Origin of the sequence: Kineococcus sp. GCM10028916 (genome assembly GCF_042674865.1) — a bacterium.
In the GTDB taxonomy this organism is placed as follows: domain Bacteria; phylum Actinomycetota; class Actinomycetes; order Actinomycetales; family Kineococcaceae; genus Kineococcus.
Window position 1 is genome coordinate 117,803 of record NZ_JBHTFM010000020.1, and the last position, 19,712, is coordinate 137,514.

Below are 19,712 nucleotides of genomic sequence, written 5' to 3' on the forward strand. Positions count from 1 at the left end.
TTCATCCTCGAGGCGGAACCGGATCCAGTGCCCACGACGTCAGCAGGGGGAGGGCGAGCGCCGTCGCCGAACCCGGTTCGCAGGTGTACACGATCAACCGCTGCCCGGGGTCCAGCGGACCGACGAGCACTTCCACCCCGAACGTCAGGGTGCCCGCGGCGGGGTGCTGGATCCGCTTCGTCATCGAGGCGTAGTCCCGCACCCGGTGGTCCTCCCACCAGCGGTCGACGTCCGGGTCGGTGCGCAACCTGGCGATCTCGGCGTGCAGGCGGCGGTCGTGCGGGCGGCGGGCCGATTCCCGACGCAGCGCCGCGACGGCGTACTGGGCGAACTCGACCCAGTTCAGGATGCGTTCGCGGGCCACGGGATCGGTCAGCAACCAGTCGGAGAACACCCGCCCCGGTTCCATCGGGTCCCCCAGCACCTCGCGGAGCAACGCGTTGCGGGCCAGGACCTGCGAGCGGTCGCCCAGCAGCAGCACGGGAACGTGGTCGAGGGTGGTCATCACCCGCAACAACCCCGGGTCGGCGACCTGCGGCGGTTCCCGGACCGTGCCGGGTCGTCCTGCGGGGGCGGCCAGGTCGTGCAGGTGCTGCCGTTCCACGTCGTCGAGGCGGAGCGCGCGGGCGAGTTCGTCGAGGATCCCCACCGAGACGTTCGCCTGGCGACCCTGTTCCAGCCGGCTGTAGTAGTCGGGGCTGAGTCCGGCGAGGACCGCGAGTTCCTCCTTGCGCAGACCGGGAACCCGCCGCGGGCCGGGGAACGGGGTCATCCCGGCCTGGGCGGGGGTGAGCCGGTCACGGCGCGAACGCAGGAAGGCCCCCAGGGCGGAACGGTCGGCAGGCACGGCTCCACGGTACGACCCGCCACCAGGATCGACCTGGTCCTGCCGTGACCAGGTTGGACAGGCTCTGGTCCGGTTCACCGAACCCGGTTGGACTGTGGTCATGACGACGAACGAGACCCCGAACCGAACCGCCCTGGTCACCGGATCCACCAGCGGGATCGGCGAGGCCATCGCCCGCACCCTCGCCGCCGCCGGCACCCACGTCCTGGTGAGCGGGCGGGACGCGACCCGCGGCGAGCGCCTGGTCGGGGAACTGCGCGCCGCCGGGGCGAAGGCCGACTTCCTCGCCGCCGACCTCTCCCGTCCCGCCACCGAACTCCGCACCCTCGTCGAGACCGCGACGCAGCTGCTCGGGGGTCGCATCGACGTGCTGGTGAACAACGCCGGCATCTACCCCGTCGGCCCGACCGCGAGCGCCTCCGACGAGGACCTCGACGCGATGCTCGCGGTGAACGTCCGCGCCCCGCACGTCCTCGTGGGGCAGATCGCTCCGGCGATGGTCGCCCACGGTGGTGGTGCGATCGTCAACATCGGGTCGTGGATGTCGCGGACGGGGGTGCCGTTCGGGGCCATGTACACGGCGACGAAGGCCGCGGTGGAGCAGATGACCCGGACCTGGGCCGCCGAGTTCGGCCCCAGCGGGGTGCGGGTGAACACCGTCGCCCCGGGCATCACCCTGACGCCCGGCAACGACTACGCCCGCGAGGTGGTGCTGGCCCAGGCCGCGACCACTCCGGCCGGGGCACCTGCTGCGCCGCAGGACGTCGCGGACGCCGTGGCCTTCCTCGTCTCGGACGCGGCCCGGATGGTCCAGGGGATCACGCTGGACGTGGACGGCGGACTGACGGCGACCCGCCTGAGCTGGTGACGTGACGGGGGTTGACGTCGAGCTGTTGTGACTGTTCAATCACACACATGACAGCGACGAGGTCGACGGCACAGGCCCAGCGCGCACTGGCCGTGGCCAGCGCGGTCCGGGTCTTCGCGCGCAGCGGCTACCACGCCACCCCGGTGGCGGCCGTCGCGACGGAGGCGGGGATCTCCCCCGCCTACGTGTTCCGACTCTTCGACGGCAAGCTCGGCCTCTTCACGGCGGCCCTCGACCACTGCTACTCGCTGGTCGCACGGGCCTTGCGCGAAGGGGCCGAGCAGGCTGCCGACCCCTCCCCCGCGGGGGTCCTCGACGCGATGGGGGGCGCCTACGCGCAGCTGATCGCCGACCGCGACCTGCTGATGCTGCAGGTCCACGCGCAGAGTTCCTGCGACGTCCCCGAGATCCGCGACGCGGTGCGCCGCGGTCTCGCCCTGGTGACGCAGACGGCCACCGACCTCTCCGGCGCGGGCCCCGACGCCGTCCAGCGCTTCCTGGCCTACGGCCAGCTGTGTCACCTCGTCGTGACGGCCGACCTCCACGACCTGCCGCACGCGTGGGCGGACACCCTCACCCACGGCATCCGCCACCCCTGAAGAGCGCTGCACCGCAGCGCTCTCCAGCGTGCTCCACGAAGTGACTGATCAATCACACACAAGGAGACACCATGACCACCACCCGAGTCGTCCTCCCCGGTGTCGTCGAACCCGAGGGCCTGCGCCTCGAGCAGGTCGACCTCCCCGCGCCCACCACCGGCCAGGTGCTGGTGGCCGTCGAGGCCAGCGGCATCTCCTACGCCGAGCAGCAGATGCGCCGGGGCCGCTACTACGACCAGCCCGCGTTCCCCTTCACCCCCGGCTACGACCTCGTGGGGACCGTCGTCGACCTCGGACCCGGCACCCCCGCCGGGCTCCTCGGACAGCGCGTGGCGGCCATGACGAAGACCGGCGGCTGGGCCACCCACGCCCTCGTCCCGGCCGGGGACCTGGTGCCGGTGCCGTCCGGCGTGGACCCCGCCGAAGCCTCGACCCTGGTCGTGAACGGGATCACCGCGTGGTCGATGCTGCACCGGTCCGCGAAGGTCCGGGCCGGTCAGACGGTCCTCGTGCACGGCGCGAACGGCGGCGTCGGGACGGTGCTCGTCCAGCTCGCCCGCGACGCGGGTGCCCGGGTGATCGGCACCGCCTCGCCACGCCACCACGACGCGCTGCGCGACCTCGGGGTCGAACCCGTGGACCACCGCGGCGACGTCGAGGCGCAGGTCCGGGCCCTCGCCCCCGACGGGGTCGACGCCGTCTTCGACCACGTCGGCGGGGCAGGCCTCTTCGCCTCCCACCGGTTGCTGCGACGTGGCGGCACCCTCGTCTCCTACGGGAGCGCCGCCACCCGCGACGACAGCGGGAACCCGACCTGGCCCGTCCTGAAGCTGGTGGCCCGACTCGCCGGGTGGAACGTCCGGCCCGACGGCCGACGCGCGACGTTCTTCAACGTCTGGGCCGGCCGCCGGAACCCCGCACGGTTCCAGGCGAGGATCCGCGAGGACCTCGGCAGCGTCTTCGCACTCCTCGCCCAGGGTCGGTTGAGCACCCACGTCGCCGCGACGTTCCCGTTGGGCGAGGTCGCCGAGGCGATGCGCCTGGCCGAGTCGCGGACGGTCGTCGGCAAGGTCGTCCTGCTTCCCTGACGTTCCTCAGCCGGCGAGCTCCGGGGCGTTGCGGAGCCAGGTCGCCACCCGCCGGAGGCTGGCGTCGAACTGCGGTCCCGGCCGGTTCAGGTGCCCGTGCTCCGTCCCCGGTTCGCACACGGACAGCACCGACGTCCCCTGCGCGGCGAGCCGCCGGACGAAATCGTCGGCCGAACCCCGCAGGCCGTCGACCTCGCTGGTGAGGACGAAGGCGGGCGGGAAACCCGTGAGGTCGGCGGTGCCGGGGACGGCGGCGGCGGGCGCCGTCGCGGGGTCCCCACCGACGAAACCGCGGTACATCGCCTCGACGGTCGGTGCCGGCCAGCGCTCGTCCTCCGGGAGTCGCTGCACCGCGGCGTCCGCAGCCGGGGAGGCGAGCGGCGGGACGGCGTGCAGGGTGGGGTAGGCCAGGAAGACGGCCGCCGGGACGGGTTCTCCGGCCGCGAGCAGGCGCAGCACCGCGCCGGCGACGAGGTTCCCGCCCGCGCTCGCCCCGCCCAGCTGGACGCGGTCACGAGCGACCCCCGCCCCGAGGGCGTGCTCCAGGCCCCACCGCCAGGCGGTGAGGACGTCGTCGGAGGGGACGGGGTAGAACGTACCGGGGCCCGCGAGCCGGTAGCCGACGGCGACGACGAGCAGCCCGGCGCCGGCGAGGGCACGGGCCACGGCGTCGGACTCCGGCATGTCGAGGTCCCCCGCGGCGAACCCACCGCCGTGGACCCAGACGAGCGCCGCGTCGGGGGTGCCGGTCGGTCGGTAGACGCGCAGGTCGACGTCGCCGTGCGGTCCGGGAACCGCCTGCGGGTGTCCGAGCACGGTGTCCTCGATCGTCACGTGGGTTCCTCCGGGGTGCGCAGCGGTGAGCGGTGGTGGGTGCTGCGCAAGCTACCCGTCCCGCCGGGCCCCGTCAGTTCATCCGGCGATGTACCGTCGGAGGGTGATCGCGACGCACGCGCAGGTCCTGGCCCGCTTCGGCCACGCCCTCTCCGACCCCACCCGGTCCCGGCTGCTGCTCGCGCTGCGCGAGGCGCCCGGGTACCCGGCCGAACTCGCGGAACTCCTCGGGGTCTCGCGGCAGTCGCTGTCCAACCACCTCGCCTGCCTGCGCGGGTGCGGCCTCGTCGTGTCCGTGCCGGAGGGACGTCGCGTGCGGTACGAGATCGCCGACGCCCGGATGACGCACGCGCTGGGCGACCTGCTCGGCGTGGTCCTCGCGGTCAACGACGAGGCGTGCCCCGAACACGCCCACGAGGAGGTCGCGTCGTGAGCCACGGCCACGGCCACGGCCACGGCCACGGCCACGGGGGGGACGGGGCGGCCGAGCAGAACCGTCGGAGGCTGGCGGCCGCGCTCGCCGTCACGGCCACCGTCCTCGTCGCGGAGGCGATCGGGGCGTTCGTCTCGGGCAGCCTCGCCCTGCTGGCCGACGCGGGGCACATGCTCACCGACGTCGCGGGCCTGGTCATCGCCCTCATCGCCGCGACGCTCGCGGCGCGTCCCGCGTCCGCCCAGCGCACCTGGGGTTACCGGCGCGCAGAGGTCCTCGCCGCGACGCTGCAGGCCGCCGCACTGCTGGCGATCGGCGTCTTCGTCCTCGTCGAAGGGGTCCGGCGCCTGCTGGAGCCACCGGAGGTGCACTCCGGCGCGATGCTGACCTTCGGGGTGATCGGCCTGCTGGGCAACGTGATCGCCCTGTGGCTGCTCCTGCGCGGTGGGGGTGAGCGCAACGTCAACGTGCGGGCCGCGATCCTCGAGGTCGTCAACGACGGTCTCGGCTCGGTGGCCGTCATCGTCGCCGCCGGGGTCATCGCCCTCACGGACTGGACCCGCGCCGACGCCCTGGTGTCGCTGCTCATCGGCGTCCTCATCGTCCCGCGCACCCTGGGTCTGCTGCGGGAGACGACGGCGGTGCTGCTGGAGTCCACCCCGCCGGGGCTGGACCTGGAGGACGTGCGCCGGCACCTGCTGGAACTCCCGCACGTGCACGCGGTCCACGACCTGCACGCCAGCCAGATCACCTCGGGCCTGCCGGTGCTGTCCGCGCACGTCGTCCTCGACGAGTCCTGCTTCCGCGACGGTCACGCACCCGAGATCCTCGACCGGCTGCAGGAGTGCGTGGCCGAGCACTTCCCCGTCGCCGTGGAGCACGCGACCTTCCAGCTCGAACCCGTCGGCCACAGCGGTCACGAGACCTCGACGCACGACTGACGCTCCGCACCACAGAGCTGTGGTGTGGGCACAGTGCACCTCGATTCTCTGCGTCGAGGGCACATTGTCGCCCGTGTCCAGGGTTCCTAGGCTCACGGCCATGACCTCGACGTTCACCTTCGCGCCGCAGGTCAGCCCACGAGCTCACGGTGGCGACGAACCCGTTCGTGCGCACCGCGAGGCACCCTGCCCCCGCAGTTCCTCCCGAAGGGTTGCAGCATGACCAGGAAGCACCTCCGCGTGTCCGCGGCGATGGCCGGCAGCGCCGTCACCGCCCTGCTGCTCGCCTCGTGCAGCGGTGGATCGCAGGACACCCCGGACCCGGGTTCGTCGGAGGTCGTCTCCGGCGGGACCTTCACGGTGGCCCTCAACGACGACCCGGGCAGCCTGTCGCCCCTGACGGGTGTCTCGCTGGTGCAGCGCGCGATCGTCGCCTACGCCTACGACTCGCTGACCTACGTCACCGAGGACGGCGACTTCGTACCGTGGCTCGCGAAGAGCTGGGAGGTGACCCCCACCTCGATCACGTACACGCTCCAGGACGGGATCACCTGCGCCGACGGTGCGCCCTTCACCGGTGAGACCGTCGCCAACAACGTGGCCTACCAGGCGAACCCCGCGAACGGCACCTTCTGGCACGGCTCCAACATCACCGAAAGCATGGCCGCGACCGGCGACGCGCAGACGGTCACGATCACCAGCGCCACGCCGAACCCGTTCCTGCTGGCCTCCACCGGCAGCGTCGAGATGGTCTGCCAGGGCGGGCTCGACGACCCCGCGTCCCTCACCGACGCCACCGACGGCACCGGGCTCTACCAGCTCAAGGCGGCGACCCCCGGCAGCGACTACGTCTACGCCAAGCGGTCCGGCTACACGTGGGGCCCGCAGGACGTGACCAGCGACACCAAGGGCCTGCCGGACGAGGTCGACGCCAAGGTCGTCACCGACGAGGCCACGGCGGCGAACCTGCTGCTCTCCGGCGACCTGAACGCGGCCGCCGTAGCCGGCTCGGACCGCGACCGGGTGCAGGGGGCGGGTCTCACGTCGAAGGGCGTCAACAACCCGATCGGGGAGATGCTCTTCAACGAGCGTCCCGACCGCCCGACCGCGGATGTGAAGGTCCGCCAGGCGCTGACGACGGCCCTCGACCGGAAGGCGGTCGGGGAACTCGTGACCAACGGGAACTACGAGGAGATGACCTCCCTGGTCATCGCGAACCCGTTCCTCTGCGTCGCCGACGGGCCCCGGTGGACCCTGCCCGCGACCGACGTCACCGCCGCGGGCGCCCTGCTCGACGAAGCAGGCTGGACCAAGGGTTCGGACGGCAAGCGCAGCAAGGCCGGCACACCGCTCTCGATCCGGTTCCTCTACGACGCCGGGACCCCGAACCACGCCGCCGCCGCCGAAGAGGTCCAGGCGGAGTGGAACGACCTCGGGGTGACGACCGAACTCGTCGCTGAGGACCCCACCGGCTGGTCCACCGACCTCTACCAGACCTACGACTGGGACACCGGGTTCATCCAGCTCGCTCCGGGGACACCCGTCGTCCTGAGCCAGTTCTTCCTCGGCGCGACCTCGGAGAACGGCGGGTTCAACTTCATGTCCGTCGCGAACCCTGAGTACAACGCCCTGGCCGAGCAGGCCATGACGGCGCCCGACGCCGACACCGCCTGCGGCACGTGGCAGGACGCTGAGAAGGAACTGGTCGACCGGGTCGACATCTTCCCGCTCGCCCAGATGCAGTCGCCCACGTGGTTCCAGGGCGCGACGGCCGACGTGCCGGGGACGATCGCCCCGACGACCATCCGGATGCTGGGCTGAGGAGATGACGTTCCCCCCGACCCCGGGTCTCACCACCACGCCCTCCGCGCCGGAGGTCGCGCCGGGGCGGGGGGACGTCCGCGTGGTCCTCAGCCCGCGGCTCACGTTCGTCCTGCGCCGACTGGGGCGGGCGGCGATCTCGCTGGTGATCGTCCTGGCCGCCTCGTTCTCCATGGTGCAGCTCGTACCCGGTGACCCGGTCCGGGCAGCCCTCGGGCCGACCGCCCCGGCCGCCACCGTCGCGGCCCTGCGGCACTCCCTCGGCCTCGACCTGCCGCTGTGGAACCAGTTCACGAACTACGTCACCGGGTTGCTGCAGCTGGACTTCGGCACCTCGGTCACCTCGCAGCGTCCGGTCGCCACGACGCTGGCGGAACGCCTGCCCACGACGGTGTTCCTGGCGGTCGTCTCGTTCGTCGTCGCCGTGGTCGGCGCGTTCCCCATCGGGGTCGCGACGGCCGTCTCGGCCCGCGGTGGTCGACGTCGATGGGTCGACCTCGGAGTCTCCGGGATCCTCGGGGTCGTCATCGCGATCCCGAACTTCCTGCTCGCGGTGCTGCTCATCGCGACGCTCAGCATCGGGTGGGGGGCCTTCCCTCCCGCCGGCTGGGGTTCCGCGCAGCAGGCCGTGCTGCCCGTGCTGGCCCTGGCCGTCGGGCCGATGGCCTACCTGGCCCGGATCGTGCACATCGAGATGGTCCGGGTGCTCGACGCGCCGTACCTGACGACGGCCCGCAGCAAACGTCTCCCCGGGCACCTGCTCCACGTGCGGCACGCCCTGCCGAACATCGTCACCGCGGCCCTGACCGCCGGGGGTGTGGTCCTCGTCGGACTCATCGGCGGGACCGTCCTCGTGGAGACGGTGTTCACCGTCCCGGGCATCGGTTCGACGATCGTCTCCTCGATCACGGCCAAGGACTACCCGCTGATCCAGGGCATCGTCCTCGTCTACGCCGTGCTCGTCCTCGGCGCCAACCTCGTCATCGACCTGGCCCTCGCGGTGATCGACCCGCGCTCGGCCGTTGCGGAGGCCTGAGCCGTGAACTCCCGGACGCTGCGTTCCCCGCAGGGGATCGCCCTGCTGGTCGGCCTCCTGCTCGTCGTGCTCGCCGCACTGCTCGGCAACGCGGTGTTCGGTGACGCCGCGACCGCTCGCGACATCGCGAACCGGCAGGCACCGGCGAGCCTCGCCCACCCCTTCGGCACCGACGACCTGGGCCGCGACCTGTTCGCCCGGGTCGTGGTCGCGACCCGGTTGTCGTTGCTGGTGACCCTCGGCGCGACAGCGATCTCCGTCGTCGGCGGTGTCGTCCTCGGTGTCGTCGCCGCGGTGCTCCCCCGCCCTGCCCGCCGGGCGCTGACGGCGCTCATCGACATCCTGCTGTCGTTCCCCTGGTTGCTGCTGGCGTTGTTCTTCTCGGTGATCTGGGGAGCGACGGCGACCGGAGCCGTGCTGGCCGTGGGTTTCGCCGGGGTTCCCGTGTTCGCCCGGCTGGTGTCCACGTCGGCGGCGTCCGTCGCCGGTAGCGACTACGTGCACGCGGCGCGCATCCTCGGCAGTTCCCCGTGGCGCACCGCGCGCCGGCACGTCCTGCCGAACATCCTGCCGCCGGTCCTGGTGAACACCGCGGCGCACGCCTCGGTGACGCTGCTGTCCTTCGCGGCACTCTCGTTCCTGGGTCTCGGCGTGCAGGCCCCGGAGTACGACTGGGGCCGGCTGCTCAACGAGGGCGCGAAACGCATCTACGTCTCCCCGATGGCCGCGGTGGGCCCGGGGATCGCGATCGTCTTCACCGGTGTCGTGTTCTCCCTCCTCGGGGAGCTGCTGAGCGAGAAGCGGACCCGAGCCGTCCGGGCGGTCGCGGTGCCCGACGAGGCCGCGTCCGTGGACACCGGTGACGCGGTCGTCGACGTGCGGGACCTCAAGGTCGCGTTCCGCACCGAGGACGGTTCGCTCGTCGAACGCGTCCACGGGGTCGACCTGCGGATCGAGGCGGGCGAGGTCGTCGGCATCGTCGGGGAGTCCGGGTCGGGGAAGTCCGTCACCGCGATGGCGATCGCCGGACTCCTCGGGCCGGAGGCGCGGATCACCGCGCGGCGGCTCAGCTTCCAGGACATCGACATGCGCCGGAAGCTCTCCGGCGGGCAACGGCGGACGTTGGGCCTGGAGCAGGCCATGATCTTCCAGGACCCGCTGTCCTCGATGAACCCGTCGCTGACGATCGGCCGGCAACTCACCGAGGCCAGCGAGGTGCACGCCGGCGCCACCCGTTCCGCCGCCCGGGAACGCGCGGTCGCCGCCCTGGCCCTGGTCCGCATCCCGCGACCCGCCGAGCGGCTGAAGCAGTTGCCGCACGAGTTCTCCGGCGGCATGCGGCAGCGCGCGATGATCGCGATGGGCCTCATGGGATCACCGCGACTGATCCTCGCCGACGAACCCACCACGGCTCTCGACGTCACCGTGCAGCGCCAGGTGATGCGCGCCCTGCGCGACGCCCGCACCGAGACCGGTGCGGCCATCCTGCTCATCTCGCACGACATCGCCCTGGTCAGTGGTTTCTGCGACCGCATCGTCGTCATGAAGGACGGTCTGGTGGTCGAACGTCTCGACGCCGACCGCCTCCACGAGGCGCAGCACCCCTACACCAGGGGCCTCATCGCCTGCGTGCCCGACATGGCCACCGACCGGACGCGGGCGCTGCCCGTGCTCGGGGTGGTCGCCGATGAGGAGGTCCTCACGTGAGTCACCTGGAGTTCCAGGACGTCGTCGTCCGGTTCGGACACGGCCGGTCCGCGCACACGGCCGTCGACGGGGTGTCGCTCACCGTCCGGCCGGGAACCACCCACGGGTTGGTCGGTGAGTCCGGGTCGGGGAAGTCGACGGTGGCGCGGGTCGCGGTGGGTCTGGAGACCCCCACGTCCGGTGTGATCCGCCTCGACGGGGTCGACATCACCGACCGCTCGCGCACGGCGAAGCTCGCCCGACGCCGGGTGCAGATGGTGTTCCAGGACCCGATGGCGGCGCTCGACCCGCGAATGCCGGTGGGGTCGTCGATCGCCGAGGGACTGCTGGCGACGGGCCGGGCGGTGAACCGCGTCGACCGGGAGGCGCGGGTGCGCGAACTGCTGCACCTCGTGCACCTCGACCCCGCCCGCGCGGGCGACGTCCCGGCGCGCTTCTCCGGCGGCCAGCGCCAGCGCATCACGATCGCCCGCGCGCTCGCCGCGGAACCCGCGGTCCTCGTCGCCGACGAGATCACCTCCGCCCTCGACGTCAGCGTCCAGGGCGTGGTGCTGAACCTGCTGCGGGAGCTGCAGAGCGAACTCGACCTGACGATGCTGTTCATCTCGCACAACCTCGCCGTCGTGCGCTACGTCAGCGACGAGGTGAGCGTCGTGCGCGGCGGCCGCGTCGTCGAACACGGTGCTGCCGACGACGTGCTCACCGACCCCTCGGACCCCTACACCCGGGAACTCCTCCGCTCGATCCCCGTGATGGGCGAAGCCCTCGACCTCGAGGACGCGATCTGATGCCCAGGTTCAGCACCCCGGCCGGCGTCGAGGTCCACTACGAGACCGCGGGTGACCCCGCCGGTCGGCCGCTGGTCCTCGTGCACGGCGGCGGCGCCCAGCTCATCGGCTGGCCCGAGGAGTTCGTCGACCGCCTGGTGGAGGCGGGGTTCTTCGTCGTGCGGGCCGACAACCGCGACGTCGGTCTCAGCCAGATGACCGCCGGACCCGACGACCTCACCGCGACGTACGACCTGAACGACATGGCCGACGACGTCGTCGCGCTGCTCGACCACCTGGGGATCGGGGCGGCGCACCTCACCGGGATGTCGATGGGCGGTTTCATCGTGCAGCTGGTGGCGATCCACCACCCCGAGCGGGTCGCGAGCCTCGGGTTGATGTCGACCTGCCCGTCCAGCGACCAGGAGTTCCTGGCCCACCCCGTCGGCGACGGCGAACCCCTCACCGAGCTGCCGGAACTCCTCGCCCGCGACGCCTACGTCGAGATGTTCGTCGGTGGCCAGCGGGGCTACGCCTCGCCCGGTTTCCCGTTCGACGCCGAGGAGTCCGCCGCGCTGGGCGCCCGCTACCACGACCGGATCTACCGCCCGGACGGTCTGCTGCGGCAGTTCAACGCGATGCTCCGGGGGCCGCTCGAGCGGCGTGCCGCGCTGGCGGAGGTCCGCGTCCCCACCGTCGTCCTGCAGGGACGGGGCGACCAGAGCGTGCACTGGCGCTCGGCGCTGGCCCTGGGCGAGCTGCTGCCGCAGGCGGAGGTCCACGTCTACGAGGAGATGGGCCACGACATCCCCCGCGAGCTGTGGCCCGAGTTCGTCCTCGCCCTCAGCCGCACCGCGCAACGGGCCGAGCGGCCCGTGTGACCGGCGGCCGCACCCGCCGTCGCGCAGCGTCCACGCTGCGCGGCGGCGCCGGTCTCAGCGCTTGGTGCCCTTGACGCTGTCGCTGACCGCGTCGGAGGCGCTGCGCGACGCGCTCTTGGCCTTCTTGTCGACGCGCTTCTCCTTGAGGGACTTGCCGGTCTTCTTCGCACTGGTGTTGCGGGGCGACTTGTCCATGGTGGGTCTCCTGTCCGCCCGGGGGCCGGGCGTTCGCCGCGAACGGCGGGGTACCGCGTGGCCGTCGACTCCAGCCGTGCGCCCTCCTGCTCGGACCGGGTGACGTACGGGGCTCAGCGCCCCGTGCGGTCATCGCACAGTACGCGCCTCCGTGAGCGCGCACACCACCCGGCGGGCGCTACCCCCGGGTGGTGCTCAGCAGCCGCACCCGGCACGCCAGCTCCACCGCGAACCGGGTGTCGGGATCGTCGAGGTCGAGCTCGAGGACCGCCCGGATCCCCTTCAGCCGGTACCCCACCGCGTTCGGGTGCAGGTGGAGTTCGCGGCCGGCGTGGGCCAGGGAGTTGCGGTGGGAGAGGTAGGACAGCAGCGTCCGCACGGCGGTCTCGGAACGCTCCGCACCGAGGTCGTCGAGGGGTCGCAGGACGTCGACGAGGAGTTTCCGGCTGATCGGGGAGGCGAAGAAGTCCAGCAGGACGCGCCGCAACCCCGTCACGTCGGTCAGTTCCACCTCCCCCGCCCGTCCGTCCGCGATCGCCGACTCGGCGGCCATCCGCGACTCCGCGGCCGAGAGCCGCAAGCCGACCGCGCCCATCTGCGGGGTCCCGAGGCCGAGGGTGTAGTCCCAGCCCGGGCCGGCCAGCGCCCGCGCCTGCTGCTGGATGCGTTCCCCGACCTCGCGCAACCGGCGCTGGTGGTCGGCGGCACCGTGCTCCTCGGAACTCACGAGGAGCAGGTCCGACTGCAGGAAGGCGACGTGCCACGTCTCCGGGCGGCCGTCGACCAGCTGCAGGGCGAAGAGCTCCAGCGCGGGTTGGACGCTGCGCGGCGCCGGCGCGTCCGGGTCCTGGCGTCCGGTGGGTTTCAGCCAGGCCACGACGTGCTGCTGCTGCAACGGGAACCCCAGCCGGGCGGCCTGCCCGACGAACGCCTCGACGCGCGACGACTCCGCGAGCACCAGTTCCACGAGCAGGTCGGCCCGTGACTGGGTGCCGGCGTAGCGATCGGACATCTGCCGCTGCGCGACCCGCGACAGCAACGAGGCGATGACGGGCAGCGCGACGGGGGTCGCGGCGTCCGGGGCTCCTGCGACGAGCCGGCCGATCGGGACCTCGCCGATGCAGACGGCGTCGACCGCGGACCAGACCACCCCCGGTTCGTCGACGACGGTGAGTTGCGTTCCCAGGGCCGTGCTGGCCGCGGAGAGGATCGCCGCCACCGTCCCGTCGGGTCCCGCCGCGACCTCGGTGGCCTTCTCCACGGCGTGCTGGGCGCGCATCATCGCCTCCGAGGCCCCGCCGGCGAGCAGGCGGTCCACGGCCATGGCGAGGTCGGCCGGGTTCACCCCCGGGGCGATCAGGACGGGGACACCGCCCCGTTCCGCCAGCAGGGACGCGGTCGCGGGTAGCGCCACCGCGGTCACGAACACCAGACCTGCGAGCCCGCCCGCGCCGGCCCGGCGCAACGCCACGTCCATCCGGTACGGGGCGGGGTTCTCCTCCCCCGCCACGATGACCAACGTGCCGGCGGCGACGGTGGCCAGCCGGTCCAGCGCGACGACGTCGACCCGGGTCACCGGGCGGTCGTCAGCGGGGCCCGCCGCCCTCGACAACCCCAGCCGGTCGGACTGCGCGAGGAGGTCGGAGATGGTCAGCTGTCCCACGGGCACAGTATGTGGGAATTCACTGTCCCCGGAGAACATGGTGACGGTTTTGGACGAGCCCTACGGTGAGTCCATGGTTCAGCCACTCCTCGACGCGCCCACCCAGGACCGCCTCACGGCGGTGACGGTGTCCGACGTCCCGGCCCTCGCGGCCGGCACCGCGATCTTCGGCACCGGTGGCGGTGGCTCCGTCTACACGTCGCAGATGGTGACCGAGCAGTCGATCGCCGAGCACGGCCCGGTCCCCCTCGTCACCGTCGACGACCTCGGACCGGAGGACCTCGTCGTCCTGGTGTCCGGGATCGGCGCCCCGACGGTCGGCATCGAGATGCTGTCCTCCGCCACCCAGATCCAGACCCTCGTCGACGAGGCCGAACGCTGCGCCGGTCGCCCCGTCACGACCCTGATGGCGGCCGAGATCGGTGGCAGCAACGGGGTCAGCCCGGTCGGCTGGGCCGCGAAGCTGGGCCTCAAGATCCTCGACGCCGACGGCATGGGCCGCGCCTTCCCCGACGCCGCGATGGTCGCCATGAACGTCGCCGGAGTTCCCTGCGAGTTCTCGGTGCTGAGCGACGTCGTCGGCAACGTCTCCGTCCTGCGGACCGTCGACATGCACTGGCTGGAGCGGCACGCCCGCGCCCTCACCGTCGCCAGCGGCTCCATCTGCCTCGGCCTGCACTACCCGATGACGGCCGAGACCGTCCGCGGAGCGGTCATCGAGGGCACCGTCAGCGCCGCGATCCGCGTCGGGCACGCCCTGCTGTCCTCGCCGGAACCGGTGCGGGCGGTGGCCGCCGAACTCGGTGGTTCGATCCTCCTCACCGGCAAGATCAGCGACCTGGACCGCCGTACCGAGGGGGGTTTCTCCCGCGGGTCGGTGACCATCACCGGGACCGGCGAGGACCGCGGTCGGTTGCAGCGCCTCGAACTGCAGAACGAGAACCTCATCGTCCTCGAGGACGGCGAGGTGATCGTGAGCGTGCCCGACAACGTGACGATCATCGACGCCGAGACCGGTCACGCGATCACCACCGAGATGCTGCGCTTCGGACAGCGCGTGTGCGTCCTGGCCTGGGCCGCGGATCCGATCTGGCGTTCCCCCCGCGGTCTGGAACTCGCCGGTCCGCAGGCGTTCGGCTACGAACTCACCTACACCCCGTTCGAAGGAGCCACCCGATGAGCGCCCGCGACCTGTCCATCGGTGTCGACGTCGGCGGCACCAACACCGACGCCGTCGTCATCGACGGTGCCGGATCGGTCCTGGCGCACACCAAGCAGGCCACCACCCTGGACGTCACGGGCGGCATCCGGGCGGGGATCTCGACCGTCCTCGCCGCGATCGGGGAGGACCGTCCGCGGGTTTCCCGGGTCATGCTCGGCACGACGCACGCCACCAACGCCATCGTCGGCCGGCAGCAGCTGGACCGGGTCGCGACGATCCGTCTCGGCGCCCCGGCCGCGACGGAGTACCCGCCGCTCCTCGGCTGGCCCCGGGACCTGGTGGACCTCGTCCTCGCGGGTTCGGCGATGGTCCGCGGCGGGCACATGGTCGACGGAACCCCGATCGCGAAGCTCGACCGTGACGGGATCCTGCGTTTCCTGGACGGTCTCGACCACTTCGACGCGGTCGCGGTGACGGGGATCTTCAGCCCGTCCTCGCCGGAGCAGGAGTTCGAGGTCGCCGACCTGGTCCGCAACCACCTCGGTCCCGACACCCGGGTGTTCCTGAGCCAGGACATCGGCCCGACCGGGTTGCTGGAACGCGAGAACGCGACCGTCCTGAACGCCGCGCTGTACGGGGTCGCCCGGTCGGTGACCGAGGCGCTGGTCACCGTCGTCGCCGAGGAGGGCCTCGACGCCGCGACCTTCTTCGCCCAGAACGACGGCACCCTCATGTCGCTGGACTACGCCGCCCAGTACCCGGTGCTCACCATCGGTTCCGGACCGGCGAACTCGATCCGCGGTGCGGCGTACCTGTCCGGCACCGACGACGCGATCGTCGTCGACGTCGGGGGGACCACCTCCGACCTGGGCGTCGTGGTGAACGGCTTCCCGCGCGAGTCGACGTTGCCGCGGGAGATCGGTGGGGTGCGGACGAACTTCCGGATGCCCGACATCCTGAGCCTCGGCATCGGCGGCGGTACCGTCGTCGACCGGGTCACCGGTGCCGTCGGCCCTCGTTCCGTCGGCTACCGGATCGCCACCGAAGGGCTGCTGTTCGGGGGTTCCACGCCCACCCTCACCGATGCGGCCGCCTTCGCCGGAGCCTCCGTCGACGGCCGCACCCTGCCCCGGCAGAGCGCGGCCGCGCAGGAGATGCTCCGCGCCGCCCTGGCCCGAGCCCACGAGCGTCTCGAGGAGGCGGTGGAACGCCTGTCGCTGGGACGGGGCGACGTCCCGCTGGTCGTCGTCGGCGGTGGGGGTTTCCTCGTCCCCGACGACCTGCCGGGGATCGGGTCCGTCATCCGTCCCGATCACGGCGGCGTCGCGAACGCCGTCGGCGCCGCGATCTCGCTCGCCGGTGGGCGTGCCGACCAGCTCAGCCCGCTCGAGGACCGCGACGCCGCGATCGCGGCCGCCTCCGAAGCGGCCGTCGCGAAGGCGATCCAGGCCGGCGCGGATCCGCTGGAGGTCACCGTGGTCGACGTCCTGGAGACCCCGGTCACCTACACCGAGCGTCCGACGGTCCGCGTGTCGGTCAAGGCGGCCGGTCCGCTGGCCCGCCTCGGCGAACGCACCGTCGCCGCCGTCTGAACCCCGACACCGCTGTGGAGAGACCCGTGACAACCCCCGCGCCGACCGTCCTCCGCGCTGCCCGGATCCCGGGAGACCCGGGCCTGCACGACATCTCGATCGTCGCGGGGCGGATCGAGGCGATCACCCCGCACGTCGGCGGACCCGGTCCGGACCTGCAGGGGCGGTTCGCGTTCCCCGGCCTGTGGGACGCCCACGTCCACTTCACCCAGTGGGTCGTGACCCGCACCCGGCTCGACCTGTCCGCGACACGCAGCGCCGCCGAGGTGATCGCCCTCGTCGCCGGTTCGGCCCCGGGGACCGACCTCACGGGGTACGGGTTCCGCGACGGGCTGTGGCCCGACGAACCGACGCTCGCGGCTCTCGACGCGGTCTCCGGCGATCGTCCGGTCGTCCTGGTGAGCGGAGACCTGCACTGCGCCTGGCTGAACTCCGCTGCGATGCGTGACATGGGAGTTCCACTGCGCGACAGCGGGTTGCTGCGCGAGACCGAGTGGATCGCCGCCCTCGACCGGTTGGACCGGCGCAGCTCCCCGCCCGTCGCTGCGTACCGCGCGGCCGCCGAGGACGCCGCCCGTCGCGGCGTCGTCGGCGTCGTGGACTTCGAGAACACCGACAACCTCACCGAATGGCCCGCCCGCGTGGCTCAGGGCGCCGACCACCTCCGGGTCGAGGCCTCCGTGTGGCCGCACCGCCTCGAGCAGGCGATCGCCGACGGGTGGCGCACCGGGAACCCCGTCGGGGACGAGCACGGCCTCGTGACGACGGGTCGGTTGAAGGTCGTCGTCGACGGTTCGCTGAACACCCGGACCGCCCTGTGCCACGACCCCTACCCCGGTCTCGACCCCTTCGCGCCGGACGCGTGCGGGATCCAGTCCGTGGCACCCGGGGACCTGCACGACCTGCTCGTCCTGGCCCGGGACCACGGCATCGAGCCGGCCGTCCACGCCATCGGCGACCTCGCCACCCGTCAGGTGCTCGACGCGTTCGAGGCGCTCGGGATCGCGGGCACCGTGGAGCACGCGCAACTGGTGGGTTCCGCGGACTTCGAACGTTTCGGTCGCCTCGGCCTCACCGCCAGCGTCCAGCCCGAGCACGCCATGGACGACCGCGACGTCGCCGACCGGCACTGGGCCGGACGCACCGACCGCGCCTTCGCGTTCCGCTCCCTGCACGCCGCCGGCGCCATCCTCCGGTTGGGTTCCGACGCACCGGTCGCGCCGCTCGACCCGTGGCACGCGGTCGCCGCCGCCGTCGGGCGGTCGTGGGACGGACGCGAGGTCTGGCACCCCGAGCAGCGGCTACCGCGCGACGTCGCCCTGACCGCTTCCACCCGTGGCCGCGCCCGCGTCGCGGCGGGGGACGTCGCCGACCTCGTGGTGCTCGAGGCGGACCCGCTGACCGTGGACGACGCCGGACTGCGCGACATGCCGGTCGCCGCGACGATGGTCGGTGGCCGCTGGACCTGGAACTCGTTGTGAGGGAGAACCCCGAGTACTCCCTCACCGACACCGACGCGGTGCGCACCCTCCTCCGGGAGTTCCCCTGGGCCACGATGGTGAGCGCCACCGACGACGGCCTGGTCGCCTCGCACTACCCGTTCCTGCTGGACGACACGAACCCCGACGACCTGGTGCTGCTCTCCCACGTGGGCCGTCCCGACGAGGTGCTGCACCAGTTGGGGGCCAGGGAACTGCTCGTCGTGTTCCACGGTCCCAGCGGGTACGTCTCACCCGGGTGGTACGACGTACCGACCGCGGTGCCCACCTGGAACTTCGCCGCGGTCCACTGCTACGGCACGCCGGAGATCCTGTCCGACGGTGAGAACCTCGCCGTCCTCGAGCGCCTGGTGGACCACTTCGAGGACCCGCTGCCGAACCCGTTCCGGATGCACCGCTCGCTGGAGAACACCGCCTACGCCGAACGCATCGTCGGCGGGACCGTGGGTTTCTCGATGCGGGTGGAACGGTTCGTCGGCAAGGAGAAGATGAGCCAGGACAAACCCGCCGAGGTCGTCGAACGCATCGTCACCGCATTGCGCGGCCCGGGGCCCCACCGCAACCCGGAACTGGCCGATCACATGGACCACGTGCACGGGAGGACGTCGTGACGCTCACCGAGGAACTGATCGCCCTTCGTCGGGGACTGCACGGGAACCCCGAGATCGGCCTCGACCTGCCGCGGACGCAGGAGGCCGTCCTGGAGGCACTGGATCCGCTCGACCTCGAGGTCGGCGTCGGGAAGGGGTTGAGCTCCGTCACCGCCGTCCTCCGGGGCGCACGGCCCGGCCCGACCGTCCTGCTGCGCGGCGACATGGACGCGCTGCCGATCACCGAGAACACCGGACTGCCGTTCGCGTCGACGAACGGTGCGATGCACGCGTGCGGGCACGACCTGCACGTCGCGGGCCTCGTCGGCGCGGCGAGGCTGCTCGCCGCCCGCCGGACGGAACTCGCCGGGAGCGTCGTGTTCATGTTCCAGCCCGGCGAGGAGGGTTTCGCCGGTGGCCGGACGATGATCGATGAAGGGGTCCTCGACGTGACGGGCGGACGTCCCGTCGCGGCGTACGCCGTCCACGTCGACTGCCAGACTCCCTCGAGATCCGTCGTCACCCGGCAGGGCCCGATCATGGCCGGGGTCAGCGTGCTGCGGATCCGCGTCTCGGGAACCGGCGGTCACGCCGCCCACCCCCACCACGCGGTGGACCCCGTCCCCGTGGCCGCCGAGATCGTCCTGGCCGTCCAGGCGTTCGTGGCCCGGCGGGTTCCCGTCGCCGACCCGGCCGTCGTGTCGATCACCCGGATCTCCTCGGACTCCGCCGCGGGCAACGTGCTGGCCACCAACGTCGACCTCGAGGCCAACGTCCGGACGCTCTCGCGCGAGACCCTGGCCCTCGTCCGCCTCGAACTGCTCAGACTCGTCACGGCGCTCGGCGAGGCCCACGGGTGCGGCGTCACCACGGACTTCGTCGACTCCTACCCGGTCACCGTCAACGACCCGGCCGAGACCGCCCACGTGCTGGAGTTCCTCGACGAACGCCACGGCGACGCCGTCGTGCGGATGCCCTCTCCGGCCATGGCCTCGGAGGACTTCGCCTACGTCCTCGACCAGGTTCCCGGCACCCTGGTGTTCCTCGGGGTGGCACCGGCCGAACCCTCCGGTCCGATGCACTCCGAGCACGCCGTCTTCGACGACTCCCTGCTCGGCGAGCACGCGACGCTGCTCGCCGATCTCGCCCGGCGACGGCTCGCCCGGGCCCTGCTGGGGTGAGGCCCCGC

General features: G+C 72.4%; 19 protein-coding genes. 15 read left to right on the plus strand and 4 right to left on the minus strand.

All coding sequences use genetic code 11. The annotated features are described in order from the left end of the window. Window position 1: 1 nt before the first annotated feature. Window positions 2–847, minus strand: a complete 846-nt coding sequence (locus ACFQ46_RS21170) for a helix-turn-helix transcriptional regulator (protein WP_380261781.1) — start codon at window positions 845–847, stop codon at window positions 2–4. Between the two features lie 100 nt (window positions 848–947). On the opposite strand from ACFQ46_RS21170, the gene ACFQ46_RS21175 reads away from it, so the two are divergent. The 3 genes from ACFQ46_RS21175 (at window position 948) to ACFQ46_RS21185 (ending at window position 3,402) form a co-directional block, all read left to right on the plus strand. Further along, window positions 948–1,715: an SDR family NAD(P)-dependent oxidoreductase gene (locus ACFQ46_RS21175; RefSeq protein ID WP_380261783.1), complete on the plus strand. Its 768-nt coding sequence runs from the start codon at window positions 948–950 to the stop codon at window positions 1,713–1,715. Between the two features lie 47 nt (window positions 1,716–1,762). Next, window positions 1,763–2,314: a TetR/AcrR family transcriptional regulator gene (locus tag ACFQ46_RS21180; RefSeq protein WP_380261785.1), complete on the plus strand. Its 552-nt coding sequence runs from the start codon at window positions 1,763–1,765 to the stop codon at window positions 2,312–2,314. A 71-nt stretch (window positions 2,315–2,385) separates the two neighbouring features. Beyond that, on the plus strand, window positions 2,386–3,402 hold the full coding sequence (locus tag ACFQ46_RS21185) for a medium chain dehydrogenase/reductase family protein (protein ID WP_380261787.1): 1,017 nt from the start codon (window positions 2,386–2,388) through the stop codon (window positions 3,400–3,402). A 6-nt stretch (window positions 3,403–3,408) separates the two neighbouring features. Here ACFQ46_RS21185 and ACFQ46_RS21190 read toward each other — a convergent pair whose 3' ends face one another. Beyond that, the gene (locus ACFQ46_RS21190) at window positions 3,409–4,236 is read right to left on the minus strand and encodes an alpha/beta hydrolase (protein WP_380261789.1); all 828 of its coding nucleotides are present in this window, start codon (window positions 4,234–4,236) and stop codon (window positions 3,409–3,411) included. An 88-nt stretch (window positions 4,237–4,324) separates the two neighbouring features. Here ACFQ46_RS21190 and ACFQ46_RS21195 point away from each other — a divergent pair, with 88 nt between their 5' ends. From ACFQ46_RS21195 to ACFQ46_RS21225, 7 genes are all read left to right on the plus strand, one after another. Beyond that, window positions 4,325–4,669 carry an ArsR/SmtB family transcription factor gene (locus ACFQ46_RS21195; protein WP_380261791.1) on the plus strand — a complete coding sequence of 115 codons (345 nt, stop codon included), beginning with the start codon at window positions 4,325–4,327 and terminating at the stop codon, window positions 4,667–4,669. Further along, on the plus strand, window positions 4,666–5,610 hold the full coding sequence (locus ACFQ46_RS21200) for a cation diffusion facilitator family transporter (protein ID WP_380261793.1): 945 nt from the start codon (window positions 4,666–4,668) through the stop codon (window positions 5,608–5,610). The genes ACFQ46_RS21195 and ACFQ46_RS21200 overlap by 4 nt, the downstream gene beginning before the upstream one ends. Window positions 5,611–5,829: 219 nt before the next feature. Next, entirely contained in the window at window positions 5,830–7,431 is a 1,602-nt protein-coding gene (locus tag ACFQ46_RS21205; RefSeq protein ID WP_380261795.1) for an ABC transporter substrate-binding protein, read from the plus strand. Window positions 7,432–7,435: 4 nt separating this feature from the next. Continuing rightward, window positions 7,436–8,467 carry an ABC transporter permease gene (locus ACFQ46_RS21210; RefSeq protein ID WP_380261797.1) on the plus strand — a complete coding sequence of 344 codons (1,032 nt, stop codon included), beginning with the start codon at window positions 7,436–7,438 and terminating at the stop codon, window positions 8,465–8,467. 3 nt (window positions 8,468–8,470) lie between these two features. Beyond that, complete coding sequence (locus ACFQ46_RS21215) at window positions 8,471–10,174, plus strand: dipeptide/oligopeptide/nickel ABC transporter permease/ATP-binding protein (RefSeq protein ID WP_380261799.1); 1,704 nt, start codon at window positions 8,471–8,473, stop codon at window positions 10,172–10,174. Then, window positions 10,171–10,962 carry an ABC transporter ATP-binding protein gene (locus tag ACFQ46_RS21220; RefSeq protein WP_380261801.1) on the plus strand — a complete coding sequence of 264 codons (792 nt, stop codon included), beginning with the start codon at window positions 10,171–10,173 and terminating at the stop codon, window positions 10,960–10,962. Before ACFQ46_RS21215 ends, ACFQ46_RS21220 begins: the two co-directional genes overlap by 4 nt. Then, window positions 10,962–11,822, plus strand: coding sequence for an alpha/beta fold hydrolase (locus ACFQ46_RS21225; RefSeq protein ID WP_380261803.1), 861 nt, complete (start codon window positions 10,962–10,964; stop codon window positions 11,820–11,822). The genes ACFQ46_RS21220 and ACFQ46_RS21225 overlap by 1 nt, the downstream gene beginning before the upstream one ends. Window positions 11,823–11,876: 54 nt before the next feature. Here the strand turns inward: ACFQ46_RS21225 and ACFQ46_RS21230 are convergent, their stop codons facing one another. Both ACFQ46_RS21230 and ACFQ46_RS21235 read right to left on the minus strand, forming a co-directional pair. Continuing rightward, window positions 11,877–12,017, minus strand: a complete 141-nt coding sequence (locus ACFQ46_RS21230; protein WP_328293433.1) for a hypothetical protein — start codon at window positions 12,015–12,017, stop codon at window positions 11,877–11,879. 178 nt (window positions 12,018–12,195) lie between these two features. Further along, the gene (locus ACFQ46_RS21235; RefSeq protein ID WP_380261805.1) at window positions 12,196–13,680 is read right to left on the minus strand and encodes a PucR family transcriptional regulator; all 1,485 of its coding nucleotides are present in this window, start codon (window positions 13,678–13,680) and stop codon (window positions 12,196–12,198) included. A gap of 73 nt (window positions 13,681–13,753) precedes the next feature. On the opposite strand from ACFQ46_RS21235, the gene ACFQ46_RS21240 reads away from it, so the two are divergent. From ACFQ46_RS21240 to ACFQ46_RS21260, 5 genes are read left to right on the plus strand one after another with little or no spacing between them, the layout of a single operon-like run. Continuing rightward, the gene (locus tag ACFQ46_RS21240) at window positions 13,754–14,860 is read left to right on the plus strand and encodes a DUF917 domain-containing protein (protein ID WP_380261807.1); all 1,107 of its coding nucleotides are present in this window, start codon (window positions 13,754–13,756) and stop codon (window positions 14,858–14,860) included. Then, the gene (locus tag ACFQ46_RS21245; protein ID WP_380261809.1) at window positions 14,857–16,434 is read left to right on the plus strand and encodes a hydantoinase/oxoprolinase N-terminal domain-containing protein; all 1,578 of its coding nucleotides are present in this window, start codon (window positions 14,857–14,859) and stop codon (window positions 16,432–16,434) included. The genes ACFQ46_RS21240 and ACFQ46_RS21245 overlap by 4 nt, the downstream gene beginning before the upstream one ends. A 26-nt stretch (window positions 16,435–16,460) precedes the next feature. Beyond that, the gene (locus ACFQ46_RS21250; protein WP_380261811.1) at window positions 16,461–17,915 is read left to right on the plus strand and encodes an amidohydrolase; all 1,455 of its coding nucleotides are present in this window, start codon (window positions 16,461–16,463) and stop codon (window positions 17,913–17,915) included. After that, window positions 17,912–18,544: an FMN-binding negative transcriptional regulator gene (locus ACFQ46_RS21255; RefSeq protein WP_380261813.1), complete on the plus strand. Its 633-nt coding sequence runs from the start codon at window positions 17,912–17,914 to the stop codon at window positions 18,542–18,544. The genes ACFQ46_RS21250 and ACFQ46_RS21255 overlap by 4 nt, the downstream gene beginning before the upstream one ends. Beyond that, window positions 18,541–19,704, plus strand: coding sequence for a M20 family metallopeptidase (locus tag ACFQ46_RS21260; protein WP_380261815.1), 1,164 nt, complete (start codon window positions 18,541–18,543; stop codon window positions 19,702–19,704). Before ACFQ46_RS21255 ends, ACFQ46_RS21260 begins: the two co-directional genes overlap by 4 nt. Window positions 19,705–19,712 lie beyond the last annotated feature (8 nt).